This is a genomic window from Rhizobium sp. L1K21 (assembly GCF_024055895.1).
Taxonomy (GTDB): Bacteria; Pseudomonadota; Alphaproteobacteria; order Rhizobiales; family Rhizobiaceae; genus Ensifer_A.
Genome location: NZ_JAMXLE010000001.1, coordinates 1,093,335 through 1,115,264, shown reverse-complemented (window position 1 = coordinate 1,115,264; position 21,930 = coordinate 1,093,335). Strand labels below are relative to the sequence as shown.

Annotated in this window: 19 protein-coding genes and 1 other RNA gene; 8 read left to right on the top strand and 12 right to left on the bottom strand. The window is 57.0% G+C overall.

All coding sequences use genetic code 11. The features are described 5' to 3' along the window. Positions 1–40 precede the first annotated feature (40 nt). Positions 41–435: RNase P RNA component class A (gene rnpB / locus NHF56_RS05290), an RNA gene on the bottom strand. Positions 436–471: 36 nt separating this feature from the next. Beyond that, positions 472–714: a DUF1127 domain-containing protein gene (locus NHF56_RS05285; RefSeq protein ID WP_252802241.1), complete on the bottom strand. Its 243-nt coding sequence runs from the start codon at positions 712–714 to the stop codon at positions 472–474. A 77-nt stretch (positions 715–791) separates the two neighbouring features. On the opposite strand from NHF56_RS05285, the gene NHF56_RS05280 reads away from it, so the two are divergent. Continuing rightward, positions 792–1,769, top strand: coding sequence for a LysR substrate-binding domain-containing protein (locus tag NHF56_RS05280; RefSeq protein WP_252802239.1), 978 nt, complete (start codon positions 792–794; stop codon positions 1,767–1,769). A 17-nt stretch (positions 1,770–1,786) separates the two neighbouring features. Here NHF56_RS05280 and NHF56_RS05275 read toward each other — a convergent pair whose 3' ends face one another. The 4 genes from NHF56_RS05275 to NHF56_RS05260 all read right to left on the bottom strand — a co-directional run bounded on the left by NHF56_RS05275 (position 1,787) and on the right by NHF56_RS05260 (position 5,364). Further along, on the bottom strand, positions 1,787–2,980 hold the full coding sequence (locus NHF56_RS05275; protein ID WP_252804854.1) for an FAD-binding oxidoreductase: 1,194 nt from the start codon (positions 2,978–2,980) through the stop codon (positions 1,787–1,789). Between the two features lie 103 nt (positions 2,981–3,083). Next, entirely contained in the window at positions 3,084–3,623 is a 540-nt protein-coding gene (locus NHF56_RS05270) for a lytic transglycosylase domain-containing protein (RefSeq protein WP_252802237.1), read from the bottom strand. Between the two features lie 242 nt (positions 3,624–3,865). After that, the gene (locus tag NHF56_RS05265) at positions 3,866–4,627 is read right to left on the bottom strand and encodes an N-acetylmuramoyl-L-alanine amidase (protein ID WP_252802235.1); all 762 of its coding nucleotides are present in this window, start codon (positions 4,625–4,627) and stop codon (positions 3,866–3,868) included. Next, positions 4,624–5,364 carry a DnaJ family molecular chaperone gene (locus NHF56_RS05260; RefSeq protein ID WP_252802234.1) on the bottom strand — a complete coding sequence of 247 codons (741 nt, stop codon included), beginning with the start codon at positions 5,362–5,364 and terminating at the stop codon, positions 4,624–4,626. Before NHF56_RS05260 ends, NHF56_RS05265 begins: the two co-directional genes overlap by 4 nt. A 233-nt stretch (positions 5,365–5,597) precedes the next feature. Between NHF56_RS05260 and NHF56_RS05255 the strand changes: the two genes are divergently transcribed. From NHF56_RS05255 to NHF56_RS05245, 3 genes are all read left to right on the top strand, one after another. Then, positions 5,598–6,815: a pyrophosphate--fructose-6-phosphate 1-phosphotransferase gene (locus NHF56_RS05255; protein ID WP_252802232.1), complete on the top strand. Its 1,218-nt coding sequence runs from the start codon at positions 5,598–5,600 to the stop codon at positions 6,813–6,815. A gap of 59 nt (positions 6,816–6,874) precedes the next feature. Beyond that, positions 6,875–7,507 carry a LysE family translocator gene (locus tag NHF56_RS05250; protein WP_252802230.1) on the top strand — a complete coding sequence of 211 codons (633 nt, stop codon included), beginning with the start codon at positions 6,875–6,877 and terminating at the stop codon, positions 7,505–7,507. A 127-nt stretch (positions 7,508–7,634) separates the two neighbouring features. Next, on the top strand, positions 7,635–8,501 hold the full coding sequence (locus tag NHF56_RS05245) for a lytic transglycosylase domain-containing protein (RefSeq protein ID WP_252802229.1): 867 nt from the start codon (positions 7,635–7,637) through the stop codon (positions 8,499–8,501). A gap of 65 nt (positions 8,502–8,566) precedes the next feature. Here NHF56_RS05245 and NHF56_RS05240 read toward each other — a convergent pair whose 3' ends face one another. Beyond that, complete coding sequence (locus NHF56_RS05240; protein WP_252802227.1) at positions 8,567–10,129, bottom strand: bifunctional diguanylate cyclase/phosphodiesterase; 1,563 nt, start codon at positions 10,127–10,129, stop codon at positions 8,567–8,569. Between the two features lie 175 nt (positions 10,130–10,304). On the opposite strand from NHF56_RS05240, the gene NHF56_RS05235 reads away from it, so the two are divergent. Further along, positions 10,305–11,552, top strand: a complete 1,248-nt coding sequence (locus NHF56_RS05235; RefSeq protein ID WP_252802225.1) for a DUF3419 family protein — start codon at positions 10,305–10,307, stop codon at positions 11,550–11,552. Beyond that, positions 11,549–12,211 carry a class I SAM-dependent methyltransferase gene (locus tag NHF56_RS05230; protein ID WP_252802223.1) on the top strand — a complete coding sequence of 221 codons (663 nt, stop codon included), beginning with the start codon at positions 11,549–11,551 and terminating at the stop codon, positions 12,209–12,211. Before NHF56_RS05235 ends, NHF56_RS05230 begins: the two co-directional genes overlap by 4 nt. 3 nt (positions 12,212–12,214) lie before the next feature. Here NHF56_RS05230 and sthA read toward each other — a convergent pair whose 3' ends face one another. Beyond that, complete coding sequence (sthA, locus tag NHF56_RS05225; RefSeq protein WP_252802221.1) at positions 12,215–13,639, bottom strand: Si-specific NAD(P)(+) transhydrogenase; 1,425 nt, start codon at positions 13,637–13,639, stop codon at positions 12,215–12,217. Positions 13,640–13,886: 247 nt separating this feature from the next. On the opposite strand from sthA, the gene NHF56_RS05220 reads away from it, so the two are divergent. Both NHF56_RS05220 and NHF56_RS05215 read left to right on the top strand, forming a co-directional pair. Next, the gene (locus tag NHF56_RS05220; protein WP_252802219.1) at positions 13,887–14,663 is read left to right on the top strand and encodes a glycoside hydrolase family 25 protein; all 777 of its coding nucleotides are present in this window, start codon (positions 13,887–13,889) and stop codon (positions 14,661–14,663) included. Positions 14,664–14,841: 178 nt separating this feature from the next. Continuing rightward, entirely contained in the window at positions 14,842–16,041 is a 1,200-nt protein-coding gene (locus NHF56_RS05215; RefSeq protein WP_252802217.1) for a lytic murein transglycosylase, read from the top strand. Here NHF56_RS05215 and NHF56_RS05210 read toward each other — a convergent pair. From NHF56_RS05210 to ettA, 4 genes are all read right to left on the bottom strand, one after another. Next, positions 16,019–17,416, bottom strand: a complete 1,398-nt coding sequence (locus tag NHF56_RS05210; RefSeq protein WP_373456250.1) for a cation:proton antiporter — start codon at positions 17,414–17,416, stop codon at positions 16,019–16,021. The two genes, NHF56_RS05215 and NHF56_RS05210, sit on opposite strands and share 23 nt — an antisense overlap. A 688-nt stretch (positions 17,417–18,104) precedes the next feature. After that, the gene (metF, locus tag NHF56_RS05205; RefSeq protein WP_252802215.1) at positions 18,105–18,998 is read right to left on the bottom strand and encodes a methylenetetrahydrofolate reductase [NAD(P)H]; all 894 of its coding nucleotides are present in this window, start codon (positions 18,996–18,998) and stop codon (positions 18,105–18,107) included. Between the two features lie 27 nt (positions 18,999–19,025). Continuing rightward, on the bottom strand, positions 19,026–19,991 hold the full coding sequence (locus tag NHF56_RS05200) for a metalloregulator ArsR/SmtB family transcription factor (RefSeq protein WP_252802213.1): 966 nt from the start codon (positions 19,989–19,991) through the stop codon (positions 19,026–19,028). 111 nt (positions 19,992–20,102) lie between these two features. Further along, positions 20,103–21,752: an energy-dependent translational throttle protein EttA gene (ettA, locus tag NHF56_RS05195; RefSeq protein ID WP_252802211.1), complete on the bottom strand. Its 1,650-nt coding sequence runs from the start codon at positions 21,750–21,752 to the stop codon at positions 20,103–20,105. Positions 21,753–21,930 lie beyond the last annotated feature (178 nt).

Sequence of the window (21,930 nt, the reverse complement as noted above, 5' to 3'; positions counted from 1 at the left end):
GAGTCAAGGATATTTGGGACGTTTAATTTTTCGAGAAAAAATAACCAGTTGGCCTGTAAGCCGGGTTCTGTATGGCTCCGGCGAACCGGAACGTGGCAGCCATTCATCTGGGACGGCGTTTACACGCCGCCTCAACGCAACCCACCCGGATGACTGACCCGGAAACAGGCTGGAGCGTAAAGCTCCGCGTCATCCCTATTCGGTTTTGCTCCCGGTGGGGTTTACCGTGCCGTTCTTGTTGCCAAAAACGCGGTGGGCTCTTACCCCACCCTTTCACCCTTACCTCTTGAAACAAGAGGCGGTTTGCTTTCTGTGGCACTTTCCCTGAGGTCGCCCCCGCCGGACGTTATCCGGCACCGTGTCTCCGTGGAGCCCGGACTTTCCTCACCTTACCGCCTTTCGGCATTGGTAAAGCGCGGCTGCCCGGCCAACTGGTCGGGCTCAAATAGCCGCTTTGATGGCCAAACTCAATCAGGCACGCCAGAAAGGTTTGTCAATTTCGCCGAGAGCCTCTTGTCTGCTCATCCCGAAGTCTTCCAGCACCGCTTCATTGAAGGAAGGAAGATCCCGCGCCATTTGCCGGCGTATGCGCCAGCGACGAGACCAAAGCGCCACCAGTGCAAACAGTCCGGAGCGTCGAGAACCCGCCCCAAACAGGGCAAGAAGCTCGTCATTCGAATAGCGCCTGTAAGAACCATTGATCTTGGGTGACATGATCACTCTCCTTGGGTGAGTACCCGCCTATACAGTGAAATACCGTTGGAAAAAATCGAATAAATTGAGTAAACAATGTGAGAAAAACTCACACACTTCAGGTTTACACCATGGAAAAGCTGCCGCCTCTCACCGCGCTAGCCGCCTTCGACGCCTTTCACCGCAGCGGCTCGGTCGCGGGTGCCGCCCGCCTGCTTGGCCGCACCCATGGCGCCGTCAGCAAACAGCTTCACCAGCTGCAGGACACCGCCGGCGTCACATTGTTCAGGAAAAACGGTCTCCATCTGGAGCTGACGCGCCCCGGCCTCAAATTTGCGCAATCGGTGACCCGCAACATGGACGACTTGCGGCGAGCCTATACGGAACTGCGTGGCCCCACCGACGATAAATCGGTGAAGCTTGCCATCAGCTCCACATTCGCCAAGCAATGGGCGATCCCGACAATTGCCCGCTTCAATAATGATCACCCGGAAATCGAAGTCATGATCCGTATTGTCGGGCCTCAAGGATCGCGCTCGCTCGAGGATTCCGTCGATCTGGTTCTTTCCTGGGATCGCTTGCTCAGCTCGGACATCGAACATCCCGACGCCAGATCGCTGGGCGATGTGCACATGGGGGTGGTTCTGTCAGCCGATTACCCGCATCGCGCAGAAAAGACCGAATTGCGTTTGCAAACCATCATCCACCGCCGGGGCAATGAAGCCGCTTGGCCCAAATGGTCGCATCTGACCGGCATCAGGATCGCTTACGACCGGGAGATCACCTTCGACCTCCTGCCTCTTGTTTTCGAAGCCGCAGAAAGAGGCATGGGTGCGGCGATCGCGCCAAAATTCCTCATCGAAAACGAACTGAAAACGGGCCGTTTGATCGCACCCTATAATTTTCATGTCTTCAAGGACGGACTGATCGTGCGCCCCTCAAGCGAACGCCCGAGACTGGGCGCGCATGCGAAAATATTCTTCGATTGGCTGGTGGAAAACGCACAACTCAGCGCCGACGGCTTTATTGACGCCAAAGCAGACTCGATGCCGGTGGCACCAAGCCTGCTCTGGTAACGCCGGCCACCGGCGCATCACCGGAATACAGGCGAAAGATCCACGTCATATTCACTCGAGACGATCCGGCCATCGCGAATGAGTTCAGCACCCAGCCGCCCGATTTCATCTGAACTTTTTGCTGAAGCGCCGGCACCGGCGGTCATAACCGCGATATGCGGCGACGCCGTCCAGCCAATCATCGGAAACCCATTGGCGGAAAAGGAGGTCACGCAAGGTTTTGCGAATATCGAAGCCGCACGCAAATCACGCACAAGCGCCCGCATTCGGCCAACCAGGTGATCCACGACAGCACCGCTGGGACCTGTGCGGAACCATTCCGCAACAGCCTTTCCATCGGCGAGCGGAATATCCTCCGGGTCACCGCCGATCTTGAGGTAGGTCTTGCCGTCGGGATAACGGATCGGCGGCAGCATGTAGGTGTTTTCATGCTCTTCCAACGCCTTGTTGATCATGGAGGGCATTCCCGCAAGCCGCTCAGTTTCCGCCTCGCCAAGCTCGAAGAAAACAACGGTCCTTGCATAAACCGTCATATCAAGAGGCTGCGGCAACAGACCTTTCATGATGGAAAACCCGCCGGTCGCCACCAGCACCTTGTCGGCGGTCAGCGTCTCGCCGTCCGCCAAGTCCACGACCGCCCGGCCAGCCTGTTCGCGAACAGCAACAGCAACGGCTGGTATGATGTCCGCCCCTGCCTTCTGGGCAAGCACATTTTGCGCCTTCACCAGATTGCGCGGGCTGATGTAACCCGCAGCCTTCGGCTCAAAGATCGCCGCCGTATCCTCAGGCAGCGAAAAATAGGGAAAACGGTCGGCAAGCATGTCATCGCCGCCAACGGCGACATCAAGGCCAAGTTTGCTGGCAACGGCTTCGGCATTCTCGATGTAATAGGCACCCTCGCCATGCGCCGGACCTGTCAGCAACGCGCCCTTTTCCTGGTAGAAAGAAACACCGGAGCGCGCTTCAATGTCGCGGTAACGAGCAATGGATCGCCCCGCAAGCCGCGCCCAAAGGGGGTCCGGATCAATCGACCGGGTAATGCGCCCTTCGTCATAGTGACTTGCGAACACGCCATCGTGTTTTGCCCAGTCGCCCTGTGGTTCATCAGGTCCAACCAGCGCAACGCCGTCCGTGTTCTCTGCAAGATATTTTCCGGCTGCGGACCCCATGAGCCCGCGGCCGATAACGATAAATCGGAAATGCCGCACCATGACTGAAACCTGTTTTTTCAAAATGTTTTCAGCCTATTGATACGGCCATTTGAATCGCCCTTTCAAGCCCTTGAATCTTTTTCTCAAGGGCTGAAGGAACAATTCAATCCATTATGGCTTTTACCTTCTGACAATAGGCAGCCGAGACGGGGTTCATCCGCCGTGCACCATGTCCGGCATTGTATTTCAAAATGGTATTGCAGGTCTCGCCGCCCCCGAGTTCCTGCGCCATTGCGAGGTACTTCATGCCAAACTGGATGTTGGTTTCAGGATCATAAAGACCTTTGGAAGAACCGGAATATCCGATTGCACGAGCGGTGGCCGGCTTGATCTGCATCAGACCGATTTCCCCTGCTCTGCCGCGCGCCTTCGGATTGAAGTTGCTTTCCACCTTGACGACGGCATGTGCGAGGCTCTCCGGAACGCCATATTTCTTCGCATATGTCTTGATGAGCTTGGAATAGGGGCTGGTCAGCGACTTGCCGTCTTCAGCAATATCCCCTGCACCCTTTGTGCTAAGAAGGGAAACCAATGTCACCTTCGGCTCTTCATCGTCACTTCTGCTTCCGGCAAAAGCGGTCCCGTTTGCGGCGATGTTCATAGCCATGAACACGGCAGCCGCAGCGTAAAATCTGCATTTCATATTTTGGTTCTAACTCCGTTTCAGGGACGCTGGAAAACCCTCCGCGAACACGCTTTTCAAGCGCGCCCAATGGCTCCGCGTTTGCGCCCCAGGACATAAGTTGATTGGAATGTCCGAGCCTTTGCCCAGCAGCTATCCAACCGCTCGCCCTCCCTTAAACCGGTCTAAATAGGCCTCAGTTGGGTAAAAATAAGGCACGCAGATGAAATTAAGTTAATCAATCGTTACGCTTTACGCGACGCTTACCCGATCGCGGGCAGCGCCTTCAACAGCCTGTGCAGCGTGTCGATTGTCGAAGCGTCGGCCACGCCATCCACTTTTTCGGGCCGGAAATGCCGTTGGAAGGCTTCCACCACGCCTTCGGTTCTCTCACAGAATTCACCGGATACGGGAACACCGTATCCGTAAAGCGCCAGCATGGACTGGATCGCCTCGACCGGTGGTCCTGCCTCCCCCTTCTGGAAAAAGCGTCCGCCCCCCAAAGGGGTTGGCCTGACGTAATGCCCGACGCCGTTCTCCGCGAGCAGTCCCCAAGGGAAGTTCTCGCCGGGATCAATCTTCCGGCGCGGCGCAATGTCGGAATGGCCAAGAACCCGCTCCGGCGGTATAGCCCAACGCTTGGCAATATCCTGGCAAAGCTTGATCACCGAATTGATCTGCACGTCGGGAAAAGGCGGCAAACCGCCCGGATGTCCAGGATTGACGATTTCAATCCCGATGGAGGCCGAGTTGATATCGCTATCCCCCTTCCAGAAACCGGCACCTGCGTGCCAGGCACGCCGTGCTTCCGGTACCATCTGGATCACGCGCCCGTCTTCGTAAACGAAATAATGGCTGGATACTTCGCTCACCGGGTTTCGCAGCCATTCCAGAGCGCCATGCGCATCAGGCATGCCGGTATAGTGGAGAAGAATAATGTCCGGTCGCCGCCCGCCTTTTCGCTCGCCATGATTAGGCGACGGGATCACCCGCGCTCCGGCGTAATCCGACGGTATATCACTCATGCAGCCCGCAATTCCCTCTGGATCGTGGACCAGGCATTGTTCAACATTGACATGCGTTCGTTCGCTATGCCGTGGAATTCGGCAGGCACACCACGAGCAATCAGCTTGTCGGGATGGTGTTCGGCCACCAGTTCCCGATAGCGCTTGCGAATATCGGCCAGCGGCATGCCTTCATGCACGCCGAGAACCTTGTAAGGATCCAGGCCATGCACATGCACATGACGCGCGAGAATGCGCTCGAAATGCGTTTCACTGATATGAAATATTTCGGCAATGCGGCGAAGGAAGCTCAGTTCGTTTTCATGCACCAGCCCATCGGCCTTGGCGATATGAAAGAGACCGTCGAGAATATCTTCCAGGATCGGGCAATTGTCCTTGCAGGTGCCGCAAAGCGCAGCCATCTTTTCCGCATAGGCCTCATAACCGGCCACATCCTGACGGGCTAGATTGTAGAGCCGCGCCACATTCTTGAATTCGGATTCCGGTATGTCGAAAATATCGCGGAAAGCGTTGACCTCGTTCTCCGTCACAACGCCGTCAGCCTTTGCCATCTTTGCAGAGAGCGCGATCATCGCAACAGAAAAAGCCACCTTTCGGCGCGTATCCGGATCGCCTTCAAACACGGTGCGCACGCTCTCGACCAGACCCGCAAGCGCATTCGACGCTGCGTCTGTCACCGCACCGGCAACCCTGTCGAGAAAGGCTAGCGCCTGTTCACATGCAAAATCAATAATCATACAAAAACCTTGATCACCTAATGAAATCCAATGCAAGTCAGTTTCGTTGAATGATCAGTTCAACAAAATGTGTGTAAACGCCACACGCGGCGTCATTGTGACGCGCCAAGCGCTTGAATCGATTAATATCGGGAAATCCCGCAAAAGCCCGGCATGTCAGTAAAATTTCACTTTACAAACGCGTGTTCACCCTCCAACCCTCCGGCAAAATTCTATTCCGAGTGGAGGTCTGGATGTCCAAACATAAAGTCGCAATGCTCACTGCCGGAGGTCTTGCCCCCTGCCTTTCGTCTGCCGTCGGCGGTCTGATCGAGCGTTACACCGACATTGCACCCGAATATGAGCTGATTGCTTACCGGTCTGGCTACCACGGATTGCTCCTGGGTGACATCATTCCGATCACCCAGAATATGCGCGAAAACGCCTACCTGCTGCACCATCAGGGCGGCTCGCCGATCGGCAACAGCCGCGTCAAACTGACCAATGCTGCCGACTGCGAAAAGCGCGGTCTCGTCAAGCCCGGCGTCAATCCGCTTCAGGCTGCCGCAGAACGTTTGACCAAGGATGGCGTGAAAATCCTCCACACGATTGGCGGCGACGACACCAACACCACGGCGGCCGACCTCGCAGCTTATCTCGGTGCAAACGGCTACGACCTGACCGTGGTCGGCCTTCCCAAGACCGTCGATAACGACGTTTATCCGATCCGCCAGACATTGGGCGCATGGACGGCCGCCGAAGTCGGCGCAAAATTCTTCGACCACGTTTCCAACGAGCAGAGCGCAGCACCACGCACCCTCGTCGTCCATGAGGTCATGGGCCGCTCTTGCGGCTGGCTGACGGCAGCCACGGCGCGCGCCTACATTCAGCAGACCCGTCACAATGAATATGTCGAAGGTCTGATGATGAACACGGAACTCAAGAACATCGACGGCATCTATCTGCCCGAAATCGCCTTCGATCTTGACGCTGAAGCCGCGCGCCTGAAGGCGATCATGGACAAGACCGGCTTCGTGACGATCTTCGTTTCCGAAGGCGCATGCCTCGACGCCATCGTTGCAGAACGCGAAGCCTCCGGTGAAAAGGTCGCACGCGACGCCTTCGGCCACGTGAAGATCGACTCCATCAATGTCGGCAACTGGTTCTCCAAACAGTTTGGCGCCTTGATCGGGGCCGAACGCGCCATGGTCCAGAAGTCGGGTTACTACGCTCGCTCTGCTCCTTCCAATGCCGAAGACCGCCACCTGATCCACTCCATGGTCGATTCTGCCGTGCAGAGCGCACTCGACGGTGTCTCCGGCGTTATCGGCCATGATGAAGATCAGGGCGGAAAGCTTCGAACCATCGAGTTCCCGCGTATCAAGGGCGGCAAACCCTTCAACACGAAGCAGAAATGGTTCTCCGAGGTCATGGATTTCGTCGGTCAGGACTGGAAATCCATCCATAGATAATCGGATTGACAGGATACGGGTTTCGGTGGCTTTGTAGGCTCAGTTGAAAGGATACTGCAATGTCGCTCGAAACCTGGATCGCATTCACCGGCGCAACAATGGTCATTCTGGCCATTCCGGGACCAACCATCCTGCTGGTCATCTCCTATGCACTCGGCTATGGCCGCAAAACGGCCGTGACAACGGCTGCCGGTGTTGCGATGGGCGATTTCGTGGCGATGACGGCCTCTATGCTCGGCCTTGGCGCATTGCTTGCAACCTCCGCCGACCTGTTTACCGTGCTTCGCTGGATCGGGGGCGCGTATCTCGTCTATCTCGGCATCAAGCTGTGGCGCGCACCGGTTCAGACCGGGCCGATCAGTGACAACGACAATCTGCCTGAGCGCAAGCCGCACCGCATCATGGGCCATGCCTTTATCGTAACAGCGCTGAACCCGAAAAGCATCGTCTTCTTCGTGGCCTTTGTTCCCCAGTTCATTGATCACGCCAGCCCGTTCCTTCCGCAGATGATCGTGATGGAAGCAACCTTTGTCACCCTCGCCGCGCTCAATGCCATTGGCTATGCTTTGCTTGCAGACAAGGCGCGCCGCTTCATTCGCAAGGCTTCTGTCCAGCGCACGGTCAACCGCACTGGCGGCACATTGTTGATTTCCGCAGGAGCCGTCACCGCTGCCTATAGCCGCGCCGCTTGACTTGGCTGCTTGAACCAGTATTCAAAAGGCGACCGCAAATTTGCCTCATTCTACCTTCAACGGAGTGGACCCTCTCGGGACAGAGGAATCAGGCAAATCGAAAAATAGAAGGTGTTCAACATTGTTGATGGCCCAGTTGAACAAAGTCGGCGTTGCCGCGCTCTCCATAAGCTGTGGACTTGCACTGTCCGCATGCACGTCGACTGAACTTGCATCGCTCGATAAAAACGGAACCGGCGCGGCCAAGACGGCAGAAGCTGCAGAAGTCGATCTCAGCACCGGTCAGCCGCTTCCAGCGAGCGAGCAGAAAGTCGCAGAGGCAACCGATGTTGCGGCCACCGCGCCGGCGGCGGCGACATCACCAGCGGATGTTTCGGCCTCCTCGTCCGTTACGGCATTCACCACCACAGGTGCCGTCAACCCTGCCCTCAGTGCTGCGACTGCAGCGGCAACGGATGCCTCCGCCACAACGCAGCTGACGTCGACCGCCGACCCGAATACCGTGGAAAGCACACCCCTTGCGCTTGTGGACCCGTCCAACATCAAGGACATGACGGCATTTTTCCCGCCGGCTCCCGGAAAGCGCTTTGCTGCCGTGACGATTAAGACGCGTAGCGAAACACCCCCACCTGAAATCGAAGCGCTCATCAAAAAATATTCGCGCATTTACGGCGTGCCGGAAGACCTCGTGCACCACGTCGCGCACCGCGAAAGCACGTACAATCCCGCCGCCCTCCACAAGGGCAATTACGGCCTGATGCAAATTCGCTATAACACTGCAAAGGGTCTTGGTTACCAGGGAAAACCATCCGGTCTTCTGGATGCGGAAACAAACCTCAAATACGCGGTCAAATATCTCCACAATGCGTGGATCGTGGCGGACAAGGACAAGAAAGCCGCAGACTGGCTCTATCGCACCGGCTACTATTATCAGGCCAAGAGCAAGGGCAAGCTTGGGGAACTGGAGCTGCTCAACAGCGACGGCCTGCACTGATCTGTCGTTGCAGGGTACGCATTTTGCCGGTTCTCACGGACAGGACGCAAATATGACCGGCGGCCTCAGGCCGCTGCAATATCTCCCTCACCGACAGAACGTGCAATCAGCTCGCCAACCTTGTTGGCGGAAATCGGCCTTGAAAACAGATATCCCTGCACCTCGCAGGCCCCGCGAATGCTGACGAATTCCATCTGCCGCTCGTCTTCAATACCCTCAATCGCAGTTGAGACCTTCATGGTCGCACCGAAGCGCATCATCACATCCATCAATTCGGAACTGCCCGCGTCATCAGAAAGCATGGCAGCAGCGAAGGAGCGGTCAAGCTTGAGCTGATCGAGCTGGAAGCGGCGCATGTTGTTGACGGAGGAAAATCCTGCCCCAAAATCGTCGAGCACGATCCGTACGCCGATCATACGAAGCTCTTCCAGGCACGCCTTGATCTCGTCAAGCTCCAGCGCAAACACCGATTCGGCAATTTCCAACGTCAAACGCCCCGGCGCCAGATTGTAGTATTGCAGGCATTCCTGCACCATCTCGGGGAATTGCGGGTCTTTGAACTGCACGCCCGATATGTTTACGGAAACACCCAGCGGCGATGGCCACTTCACCGCCTCGCGGCAGGCAAGCTGCAAGATGCGAAGTCCGAGCGGAATGATCAGTCCAGTGCGCTCGGCAACCTCTATGAAGTCCTTGGGCATCAAACACCCATCCGTGGGGTGCCGCCAGCGCGCCAGCGCCTCAAATGAACGCACTGCACGCGTCTCGACGCCGACAATCGGTTGAAACTCCAGATAGATCTGGTTTGTCTCAATTGCCTGTACGAGTTCGCGCTCAAGCCGCGCGCGCTTCAAGGCTTCCTCGGCCATCTCCGGTTCGTAGAACACATGCGCGCTTCCGGCGATCTCCTTGGCCTTATAGAGCGCCAGATCGGCGCTCTTCAAGACGGTGGAAAAGGATGTCTGCGGTGTTGCATAGGAGACGCCAATGCTGACACCGCTTCGCACAGGTCCCGCCTCAAGAATGAAGGGAGCAGCAAACATAGCCTTGATCTGGCTGCACAAGTCTTCAACATCATCATTGCCGGAGACACGCGAAATCAGAAACACGAACTCGTCGCCGCCAAGCCGGTAAACACGAACGCCGCGGGTTTTCAGACGCAAGAACTGGCTTGCAATCTCCACCAGCAAGGCATCGCCGACATCGTGTCCAAGCGTGTCGTTGACCAATTTGAAACGATCGAGATCAAGCAGCAGCAACGCTGGTGACGCGCCACCTTTGAGAAGCCGTTTTCCATCGTCCTCGAGCGCCGCGCGATTTCCAAGTCCCGTCAACGCATCATGCGTTGCGGCATAGCGCAAGCGCTTCTCTTCTTCCCGGCGCGCCTTTTCGGCAGCCATGCGCAGTGTACGCCCCCTGCCAAACTGCAGGGCCACCAGGCCGGACCAGACGGGCATGGCAGCAAGCGTAAATTGCGACGGAGAGGAAAGCGCCCAGCTTAGGAAATCAAGGTTTCCGCCTTTTGCCAAATCAAGCGAATAAAACGATAGTGGGAGCAAAGCTCCGGCTGCCGAACCGGCGATTGCATAGCGCCGCTTAATGTCCGACAGAAACACACTTAACATCATGTTAACGGCTCCTTGTAGATAGGCAGACTTTAGAGCCTGGACTCTTAAAATCTTGTTATCGGATATCGGGCTCAACAGCCCAGCCGTCATCAATCTGTAGCGAAACGGGACTAGAGAGCGCCAATTGATTTGCCGCATGGGTGAGTCCATCGATTGCGAAAGAAAGGCATTTTGCATGACCGGAATGGCGCCAATTACCGGGTATCTAAAGAACAATCAGCTCAAATCCGCCTTTGTCCGCCACCGCGCATTGAGCAAGGAAGGCTTTTCCGAGCGGCTATTCGGCCTGTTGTTTTCCGGTCTGGTTTATCCACAGATTTGGGAAGATCCCGACGTTGATCTCGCTGCCATGGAAATGGAACCGGGTCAGACCATAGCGACCATCGGTTCCGGCGGCTGCAACATGCTGGCCTACCTGACTGCAGAACCCAGCCAGATTGATGTTGTCGATCTCAACCATCACCATATCGCGCTCAACAGGCTGAAGCTCGCCGCTTTCAAACACCTGCCGTCGCACGCCGATGTGCTGCGCATGTTTGCACTCACCGGCGTGAAGACCAACAGCCGCAGCTTTGACACCTTCATTGCTCCCTTTCTCGACGCCGATACCCTCAAATACTGGAACGGCAGAGACGCGCGTGGCCGCCGCCGCATCACCATTTTCGATCGCGATATCTACAAAACCGGCCTGCTTGGCCGCTTCATCGGCGCCGGCCACCTTGCGGCGAAACTGAAGGGCCGAAACCTGCAGCGTTTGACCACCGCCCGCAGTCTGCACGAGCAGCGCGAGATTTTCGAAAGCGACATCGCACCGCTTTTCGACACAAAGTTCATCCGATGGGTAACCGCTCAGAAAAGTTCGCTCTTCGGGCTTGGAATTCCCCCGCAACAATATGTCGAGTTGGCCGAAGGCGCATCCGATGGCCACATCGCCTCGGTGCTGCGCGAACGCTTGAAGAAACTGGCTTGCGATTTCCCGATCTCGGAAAACTATTTCGCATGGCAGGCCTTCTCCCGTCGCTATCCCACTTTGGGCGAAGGCGCACCACCGACCTATCTCAAGGCCGAAAATTACCCGAAGATCTGTGCAAATACGGATCGCGTAAAGGTCCATCACCGCAACATGACGGAAATGCTCGGCTTGAAGGCAGCACAAAGCGTTGACCGCTTCGTTCTGCTGGACGCACAAGACTGGATGACGCCGGCGCAGGTGGATGCCTTGTGGACCGAAATCTGCCGTACGGCGCGGCCTGATGCCCGTGTGATTTTCCGCACAGCCGGTGCACGAAGCCCCTTGCCCGTCAAGCTTTCAAGTCCGTTGCTCGAGCAGTGGGACTACCTCGAGGAACGCTCCGCCGAACTGCACAAGCTGGACCGCTCTGCCATCTATGGCGGCTTTCACATTTACCGGAAACGGGCATGACATTCATCGAAAGCAGCACAAGCCATGCCAAACGCATGGACCGCATGTATCGCGTGCAGCGTCACATCTATGATCTGACGCGCAAATACTATCTGTTGGCCCGCGACAGAACGATCCGCGAAATGCACGCAAAGCCGGGCGACCGGGTGCTGGAATTGGGCTGCGGGACCGGTCGCAATCTGAAGCTGATCGCCAAGACCTATCCGCAGCTTGATCTCGCGGGTCTCGATATTTCCGAGGAAATGCTCATCTCTGCCCGCCGCACCTTGGCACGTGGCAAAATCGATGCAACGCTGGTCGCGGGCGATGCCACACGTTTCGAACCCAGCGACTTCGGAAAGGCAGACTTCGACCACATACTGCTCTCCTACGCGCTCTCCATGATCCCGCAATGGGAGCAGACAATCGTGAGCGCCACACAAGCGCTCGCACCGGGTGGCACGCTGCACATCGTCGATTTCGGCCAACAGGAAAAACTGCCGCACATCTTCTCGCGCGCACTCTTTGCCTGGTTGAGAGCTTTTCATGTGATCCCAAGAGCAACCCTCAGGGAAGCCTCGGAGCAGGCAGCGCAAACGATCGGCGGCACGTGTCGCTTCAAAGCCCTTTACGGCGGTTATGCCTGGCAGATCGAAATCAGGCGTCCCGCAGACGCCTGAGCTTCATTCGTCGGAATGTTCGGTCGTCAGCGGCTTCTCACCCATCCGATTCCACGCATCGAGACCTGCAATCTTGTAGGCTTCGGCAAGTGTGGGATAGTTGAACGTGTTCTCGACAAAATAATCGACCGTTCCCTTGAGGTTCAAGACCGCCTGCCCGATGTGGATAAGCTCCGTCGCCCCTTCGCCGATAATATGCACGCCAAGCAAACGGCGGCTTTTTGTCGAGAAGATCATTTTCAACAGCCCGGTATTGAGTCCCATAATGTGACCGCGCGACGTTTCCCGAAAGCGCCCGACCCCGCATTCGTAGGGTATACCGCGCTGATTGACCTCTTCTTCCGTGAGACCACAGGTGGATATCTCCGGCACGGCATAAATGCCGTAGGGAAAATAGTTCGGCGGTTCACTGGCCGGTGCGCCGACAGCATAGCGGGCTGCAATGCGCCCCTGTTCCATGGACGTTGAGGCAAGGCTTGGAAAGCCGACAACGTCGCCTGCGGCGTAGATATTGGGAACCTCCGTCTGGAATGTTTCGGGATCAACCTCCAGCCGTCCCCGCGAATCCGCCTTTAGGCCTGCCGCCTCGATATTCAGCGTATCGACCGCCCCGGTGCGCCCCGCAGTATAAAGCACCATCTCCGACTGGATGACGCGTCCATTGGACAGCGTCACCTGACAGCGACGCGTGGCCGGATCGCACGCAACCGCCTCCGCCTTGTGACCGAGCAGGATCTTCATGTTGCGATCACGCATTTCGTAGATAAAGTCCTCGACAATTTCCTTGTCGATGAAACCCAATATCTCGTCACGCGGCTCAACCAGCGTCACGGGAATATCGAGCGCACTGAAAATCGTCGCATACTCAACGCCGATAACCCCGGCACCGATCACGGTTAGCGAACGCGGCAGATGCTCGATTTCGAGAATATCATCGCTGTCATGCACCAGCTTGCCGTCGAAGGGAATGTGGTCGGGGCGATGCGGTCTGGTGCCGATGGCCAGCAGGATGGCCTTTCCCGTGACCAATGATTTCTCGCCATCGTCCTTCTCGATTTCCAACGTATGGGCATCGACGAAACGCGCATGCGCACGGATGTGCTGAACATGGTTTCGCGCGAACTGATGTTCGAGAACCTCGACCTCATGATCAAGCGTAATCAGAAGCCTGCGCCTCAGGTCACCGGCGGTAATGTCCTGTTTCACACGGTAGGAGCGACCATAAAAGCCGCGCTCGCGCCAGCCCGAAAGGTTCAGCGCCGTTTCACGCAATGTCTTCGAAGGGATGGTTCCGGTGTGGACAGACACGCCCCCCACCCGTTTGCCCTTTTCCACAACGAGAACGTTTTTTCCCAGTTTGGCGGCTTGAATGGCGCCGCGTCGCCCCGCCGGGCCGCTTCCCACGACGATCAGATCGTATTCGCCCAATGTAGTTCCCCCATTTCAGGCTGAAGTGGTTCAAAGGAATTGATGCACTGCAATATAGCCGTTGCGATGTCCGAATGGTCAAGCATGCAACTGCGCTTTCGATACATATTGAATCAAATTCGTAGCAAATTGTCCTAACACATTCTTAACGTTGGTATGTTGAAATGGCCGGACGACCGAATAGGCACGATTTACAAATGGCCTATTCCCGTTAAATATATGTTCTGCGTTAGGGATCCAGGTCATTATGCGCCAGCTCTTATTGGCAACGCTACCTCTTTTTGCGCTCCTCGCGGGATGCGCAGGCAATGATTACGATTTGATGGAAACAGCGTCCATCAAGTCGCGCTTTCACGACACCGACCCGATTGATTTCGGCTATGACACGCCCCACAAGCGCGAGGTCCATGGAATCGACGTTTCAAAATGGAACGGCGATATCGACTGGCGCCAGGTGAAGCGTTCGGGTGTGGCCTTTGCTTTCATCAAGGCGACGGAAGGCAAGGACGTTCTCGATCCCCGCTTCGGCGAGTATTGGCGTGGCGCACAACGGGCTGGTCTTGCGCATGCTCCCTACCATTTCTACTATTTCTGCTCGTCGCCGGACGATCAGGCAGACTGGTTCATTCGCAACGTGCCGAGAGAATCCATGACCCTGCCTCCGGTGCTTGATGTTGAGTGGAATCACGCGTCCAAGACATGCAAATTTAAGCCGTCTCCCGATCAGGCACGATCGGTGATCAAACGCTTCATGGACCGGATTGAGGCCTATTACGGCAAACGCCCGATCATCTACACCTCAGTCGATTTCCATCAGGACAATCTTGTCGGCCACTTTGAGGACTATCACTTCTGGGTTCGCTCGGTTGCCGCCCCGCCCTCAAAGACCTATGACACCCGCCGCTGGGCCTTCTGGCAATATACCAGCACCGGCCGGGTTCCCGGCATCGGCAGTGACACGGATATCAACGTTTTCGCCGGCACACGCGACAATTGGAACAACTGGGTTGCTGCGGCAAACTGAGTGCTCAACTGCGCGAACATAGCCGGACATTATCGGGGATCTTTGGGGCAGCCTTCGAATGATGGCTGCCCCTTCAATTTTAAACACCAGCCTCGTATAAAACAGTCCAGCACGAATGAATGCCGTAAATCCGCCCGAAAAAGCGGCTCGATAGCGTCAAACCAATCCCCGGGAGTGAATGTTCATGTCTTCAAGAAATCTGTCCGCCTGGCTTTTCGGCCTCGTCCTGTCCGCATCGTTTCCGGCACTGGCAGCCGCCCAGGCGCAGTGCGACGGCGATTTCGCGAGTTTTTTGAAAGGTGTTGAGCAGGAAGCCATTGCCAACGGCGTGTCGCCACAGGCTGCCGCGGGCGCGTTGAAGGGCGCATCGATCGATCGCAAGGTGCTCAGCCGTGACCGCGCACAGGGCGTGTTCAAACAGACCTTCCTCGATTTTTCCAGCCGAGTCGTCAGCCAGGCACGCCTCACCATCGGCGAACGGAAGATGAAGGAATATGCCGACACATTTGCCCGCGCCGAAGCTGAATTTGGTGTTCCGGCCCCCGTCATCACCGCTTTCTGGGCGCTGGAAACGGATTTCGGCGCAGTCCAGGGCGATTTCAACACGCGCAACGCGCTCGCAACCCTCTCCCATGACTGCCGCAGACCTGAACTTTTCCGCCCGCAGCTCCTGGCGTTCCTGAAGCTCTATGAACTCGATGATGTGGAAACCACAACGACAGGTGCCTGGGCTGGCGAAATCGGACAGGTGCAAATGCTGCCGCGCGACATCTTGACCTACGGCACCGATGGCGATGGCGACGGACGCGTTCGCCTGAAAGAATCCGCCCCCGATGTCATCATGACCGCAGCCAAGTTCATTCAGAGCCTCGGTTTCCGCCGTGGCGAACCCTGGCTGCAGGAGGTCAAAATCCCGCAGAACCTGCCGTTTGAAAAGACCGGACTTGGCGGCACATTGACAGCAGGCGATTGGTTCCAGATGGGCGTGCAGCCGCGCAACGGCGACACCAAATTTTCCAATCTTCCAGCCGCACTTGTTCTGCCTCAGGGGCGCAAGGGACCGGCATTCCTCGCCTATCCCAATTTCAACGTCTATCTGGAATGGAACAAGTCGTTCATCTACACCACCTCCGCCGCATACTTCGCAACAAGGCTTGCCGGCGCAGACCGTTATGACAGCGGCAACCCTGAACCCGGTCTCAACGACAATCAGATGAAGGAGCTGCAGACCATCCTTCAGGCGCGCGGCCATGATGTCGGCGAGATTGACGGTATTCTCGGTTCCGGCACCCGCGCCGCCCTGCAAAAGGAACAGCAGCGCCTCGGCGTTCCGGCTGACGGTTGGGCAACACCGGCTATTCTACGGGCGCTCCGCTAGGCTTCTCTTCTGTTTTTGGCGCATCATGCCTCGCCGCTTTGGCGCTTTTACCAGCGCGGCGAAGATAGGCTGCCTTGCGCACGGCACGATAGCGCACGTTCACACTGTGCTTGACCTTGAAAAGGGCCGCTCCCCCGCGCTGCATATCCTGCAGCTCTTCGGCATAGGCCTCAGACAGCGCCTCACGGTAATTTTCCAGCCCCTTCGCAGCAATGCCTTCCAGCCGGTGCATGATGCTGACCCACAAGGGCGACATCAGAAGCGAAACCGCAGTGACCGCAATCGATAGACGGTAGAGATCGCCGCCGAGCACGCCCGACGCAAAACCGGCGGATGCGAGAACGAATGAAAACTCACCGATCTGCGCCATGGAAAGCCCGGCAATCAGCGCCGTCTCAGGCTTTGCGCCCGTGCGCCTGAGCAGGAAAATGTTCAGGATAGACTTGGCCGCCACAACGATGATCGAGGCCGCCAAGACCTGCCAGATATGCGCCCAGATGAAATCCAGATCGATCAGGAGCCCGATGGAAAGGAAGAAAACCACCAGCAGAATGCTCTGGATCGGTTCGATGACGGGAATGACCCGTGAACGCAGGGTCGAATTGCCGATCACGATGCCCGCCAGAAACGCACCATAAACCGGCGAAAGCCCCATGAGACCGGAAATGGATGCGGCGGCGAAGCAGACAGCCAGCGATCCAAGGGCCAGAAGCTCGATCTTCTCGGAAATCTCATTGGCATAGGGGACACGTATCTTGCTGTGCCGGCCGAACCACCAGAGCAAACCACCCAGCAAACCGACCGCCACGGCCATGCGCAGAATGACGGCACCATAATCGGTACTGTCGCCGGACATGCTCGACACGAAAATCAGCATCGGCACAACGGCGATATCCTGCGCAATCAGAACGCCGATGGCCACCCTGCCCGGCTCTCCGCGCAGCACCTTCATATCCTCCAGCATTTTCATGGCCACGACCGTGGAGGAAAGCGCGATGATGAAGCCCATGATGACGGCTTCACTCAGGCTGGCTCCGGTGACGAGAACGATGAGAAGGCCCGCCACCATGGCAGCGCCAATCTGCCCGCCGGTCACCAGAAGCGCCTGGCGAAGCGTCAGCACAAACGCCTTGATCGACAGTTCCATGCCGATGAAAAACAGAAGAACGACGACCCCCATCTCGGCCAAAAGCGAAACATTGGAAGAATTGGCAATCAGCCCCGCTCCGGTCGGCCCCAGCGCCACACCAGCCAGAATGAAACCCACAAGCGGCGGCTGCCGCAACCGCATGAAGCCGAGACCCAGCAAAGCCGCAACGGCAATCACCGCTGCAATCGAGATCAATTCGCCGGTATGGGCCGACGCGCCTTCCACTGTGGCGCTTACCGCTGCAACGTTGCTCAGCCTTCCTCTCCTTTATTGTTTCTCTTCGGTGCGCGCTTTTGTTGTTTCTGTTCGGTGCGCGTCAGGTCCACCGTAAGCTTAACCGGCGACGCCGATCACGCAAGGTGCCGATTTTCGGTTGCGTGCGGCGCACAACGATTTTCAACCCAAAAGCGACGCAAAACCGCGTAAAGCGTATGATTTTCAAAATCTTAACACTGTTTCAAAATGGCACATTGGCCAAAATACGGCCAGGCGTTGGAAATTTTTTTCACCTCTCCGTATCACTGAGAGAAAGCGGAGAAATTTCATACCCTTGAGTCCGCGCACAATGTTCTCGGTTTGCGCTTTCTTCTGCGGCGCAGCAAAAGATTTGCTTTGAAGACGCCGATTTCCAGCATATCATCACACCTGTTAACGCGAAGGAGGTCGATATGGGACTTACGCAATCGCTCAATGTCCTTGTAATCGGTGCAGCGTTTCTATTCGTAGCAACGATGCTGTTCATCTGAGGCCCACCTCAGAAAGTGCGTGAACAATGTCCGAATTGGCTCCGGACTTGAAATAATACCAGTCACAGTTTGAAAACAGGGAACGCATGGCTTGCCGAACCATGCGTTCCCTTTTTTATCTGCCGCTATTGAAGCCTGTTCGGAATTCGCTCGGGCCGCATCAGGCCTTATGCCGCAACATCCGTGCGCCTGAAGCCGGAACGCCTCAGCACTTCCGAAACCAGCGCCGAACGGTTCATCGTGTAGAAGTGAAACTCGGTCACGCCCCGCCGGATCAAATCCTGCACCTGCTCTGCAGCCAGGGCAGCGGCGGCGACAAAGCGGCGCTCGGAATCATCATCAATCGTACCCAGCCGCGCAACCACGAAATCGGGAACGGAGGCTCCCGCCATACCCGCAAACTTGCGCACCTGCGCCAGATTGTGAACCGGAAGAATACCCGGCACGATGGGAATATCGATCCCAGCTGCCCGCACGCGCTCCAGATATCGCTCGTAGTGGTCGTTATCGAAGAAAAACTGCGTCAGCGCCCGCGTCGCGCCATTATCCACCTTGCGTTTGAGCATATCGATATCGGCGTCCACATCGGCGCTCTCGGGATGTTTTTCCGGATAGGCGGAAACGCTGATTTCATAATCACCAAGACGTTTCAGCCCGGCAACAAGCTCTGCACCGTTGGCGTAGCCGTTGGGATGCGGAACATAGGCCGTGCCGATCCCGCCGGCCGGGTCGCCTCTCAGCGCCACGAAATGTTTGACGCCCGCAGCCGCAAATTCGGCCACAACCGCATCCACCTCCTCGCACGCCGCACCAACGCATGTCAGGTGCGCCGCAGGCGTCAACGTCGTCTGGCTTGCGATGCGCGAGACAGCGCAGAGCGTCGGAGCCTTGGTGGACCCGCCGGCCCCATAGGTGACGGACACGAAGCTTGGTGCCCAGCCTGCCAGATCGTCAACCGCTTCCCAAAGCTGGCTTTCCATCTCCGGTGTCTTGGGCGGGAAAAATTCGAAGCTCAGCGTCAGACCGGATGTATCCGCATTGGCTTTGATGATGCCGCTCATAGGGATGTCCTCTCTCTTATGTTTTGGTCAGGCAATGAGAAGGCGCGGATCGCGCGCAAGCCAGATCGTCACGGTCAACGCATCCGTACGACCATCACCGGGCTCGAGGTCAACAATCTTTTCGGTCTCGAGACCCGCCTTCTTCAGCCAGCCGCTGATCACCTCATGCGAAAAACCAAGGCGCATATGTGCATGTTTTTCCTGCAGATATTCCAGCGCATGCGGCGCAAAATCGATGATCACCAGACGCCCGCCGGGCCGCAAGACGCGGGCCGCCTCTGCAATCGCCGCCTGCGGTTCATTCAGAAAGTGCAGAACCTGATGAATGGTGATGAGATCGAAATCCTGCCCGTCCAGCGGCAGGTTGAAGATATCGCCATGCCGCACGCTCGCCTTGCCGCTGCCGAGCTTGTCAAGATTGGTGCGCGCGACCGCCAACATGTCGCGGCTGGCATCAATGCCCACCGCCTTGCGGTATAGCCCGCTGAACAGCTGCAATATCCGCCCCGTTCCCGTGCCGAGATCAAGCATGGAATCAATCGGCTGCTCACCGATCAGTGTTGTCAGCGCCGCCTCGACCTTGGCCTCCGGCACATGCAAAGAGCGAATTTCGTCCCATTCTGCTGCGTTTTGCGCAAAATAGTCGCCTGCCCGCCTGGCCCGCGCCTCCTTGACAGCCTTCAGGCGCGTCTGGTCATGCGATAGCGTTGCATCATCAACAGCGACCGATTGCAAAATGGTCGATGCAAGCGCTGCCGCCTTCCCGTCTTGTCCCAGCCTGAAATAGGCCCATGCCCCTTCCTGATAACGCTCGATCAACTGCGCTTCGAGAAGCAACTTCAGATGCCGCGAAATACGGGGCTGTGATTGCCCGAGAATATCGGTAAGATCGGAAACCGTCAGATCGGCCCGCGAAAGCAGCACCAGAAGACGCAACCGCGTCGTCTCCCCCGCCGCCTTCAAAACCTCAACCAGCTCACTCAAACCCAGCATATACCGCGCCTCAAATCAAACACGAGATCAAGATATAAAGATATCTTTATGCGGTCAAGACTGTAATGCGATAGGACATAAAAAAGCCCGGACGTGCCGGGCTCTTTGTGGTTACCGTGTCAGCCGCTTATACGTCACCCGCTTCGGGTTGACCGCATCAGGCCCCAGACGTCTGATCTTGTCAGCTTCGTAGTCTTCGAAGTTGCCTTCGAACCATTCCACATGGCTATCGCCTTCGAAGGCGAGAATGTGGGTGGCTAGGCGGTCGAGGAACATCCGGTCGTGCGAGATGATAACAGCGCAACCGGCGAAGTTTTCGAGCGCGTCTTCCAGTGCCGCCAGTGTTTCGGTGTCGAGGTCGTTGGTCGGCTCGTCGAGCAGGATCACGTTGCCGCCGGCTTTCAGCATCTTGGCGAGATGCACGCGGTTGCGCTGACCGCCCGAAAGCGTTCCCACCTTCTGCTGCTGGTCGCCACCCTTGAAGTTGAAGGCGCCGCAATAGGCACGGCTGTTCACTTCATGCTTGCCGAGCTTGATGATGTCATTTCCGCCGGAGATTTCTTCCCACACGGTCTTGTTGCCGTCCAGCGCATCGCGGCTCTGGTCGACATAACCGAGGTGAACGGTCTCGCCGATGCGGATTTCGCCGCTATCGGGCTTTTCCTGCCCCGTGATCATCTTGAAGAGTGTCGATTTACCCGCACCGTTCGGACCGATAACGCCGACGATACCGCCGGGCGGCAGCTTGAAGGTCAGGTTGTCGATCAGCAGGCGATCGCCGTAACCCTTCGAGACGCCTTCGACGTCGATGACAACCTGGCCGAGCCGTTCGCCCGCCGGAATCACGATCTGTGCGTCACCCGGACGACGGTCGGCAGCAGCCTTGACCAGCTCGTCATAGGCCCGGATACGCGCTTTCGATTTGGTCTGGCGAGCCTGCGGGCTCTGGCCCATCCACTCCTTTTCACGGGCGAGCGCACGCTGGCGAGCCGCCTCTTCGCGACCCTCCTGCTGCATGCGCTTGGCCTTGGCATCGAGATAGGCGGTATAGTTGCCCTCGTAAGGAATCCCGCGGCCACGGTCGAGTTCGAGAATCCAGCCGGTTACATTGTCAAGGAAGTAACGGTCGTGGGTGATCATCAGCACGGAACCGGGATATTCGCGCAGATGCTTTTCAAGCCAGGCAATGGTTTCCGCATCCAGGTGGTTGGTCGGTTCGTCGAGCAGCAGCAGATCGGGCTGGCGCAGCAGGAGCTGGCAGAGCGCAACACGGCGCTTCTCACCACCGGAAAGATTATCAACCGCACTTTCGCCGGGCGGGCAGCGCAGCGCACCCATGGCCATTTCAACCTGGCTGTCGAGGTCCCACAGGTTCTGGCTGTCGATAATGTCCTGCAGCTTAGCACCCTCTTCCGCCGTTTCGTCGGAATAGTTCATCATCAATTCATTATAACGGTCGAGGATGGCCTTCTTGTCGGCAACCCCTTCCATGACGTTTTCGAAAACAGTCTTGGAACTGTCGAGCTGCGGCTCCTGCGGCAGATAGCCGAGGGTCGCACCTTCCGCCAGCCAGGCCTCGCCGGTAAACTCCTTGTCGAGCCCGGCCATGATGCGCAGCACGGTGGACTTACCGGCACCGTTTGGCCCGAGAATACCGATCTTCGCATCGGGATAGAATGACAGGTGGATGTTTTCGAGGATCTTCTTCGATCCGTAGGACTTGTTGAGTCCGGCCATATGGTAGATAAACTGGCGCGCCATTGAATTACTCTTCTCGTCGTGTTCGGAAATTGGCGCCTATGTAGGCGATTTATCGCAATCGGGCAATGCCACCGGCCCATCATCGCTGTTTGATTTCCGCCATGCATGGCAATTCGCCCTGGCTTCCAGGGCTTGGAGGACCGCGCGTTAAAAGCCGCGCACGATAGACGCGCGCTCA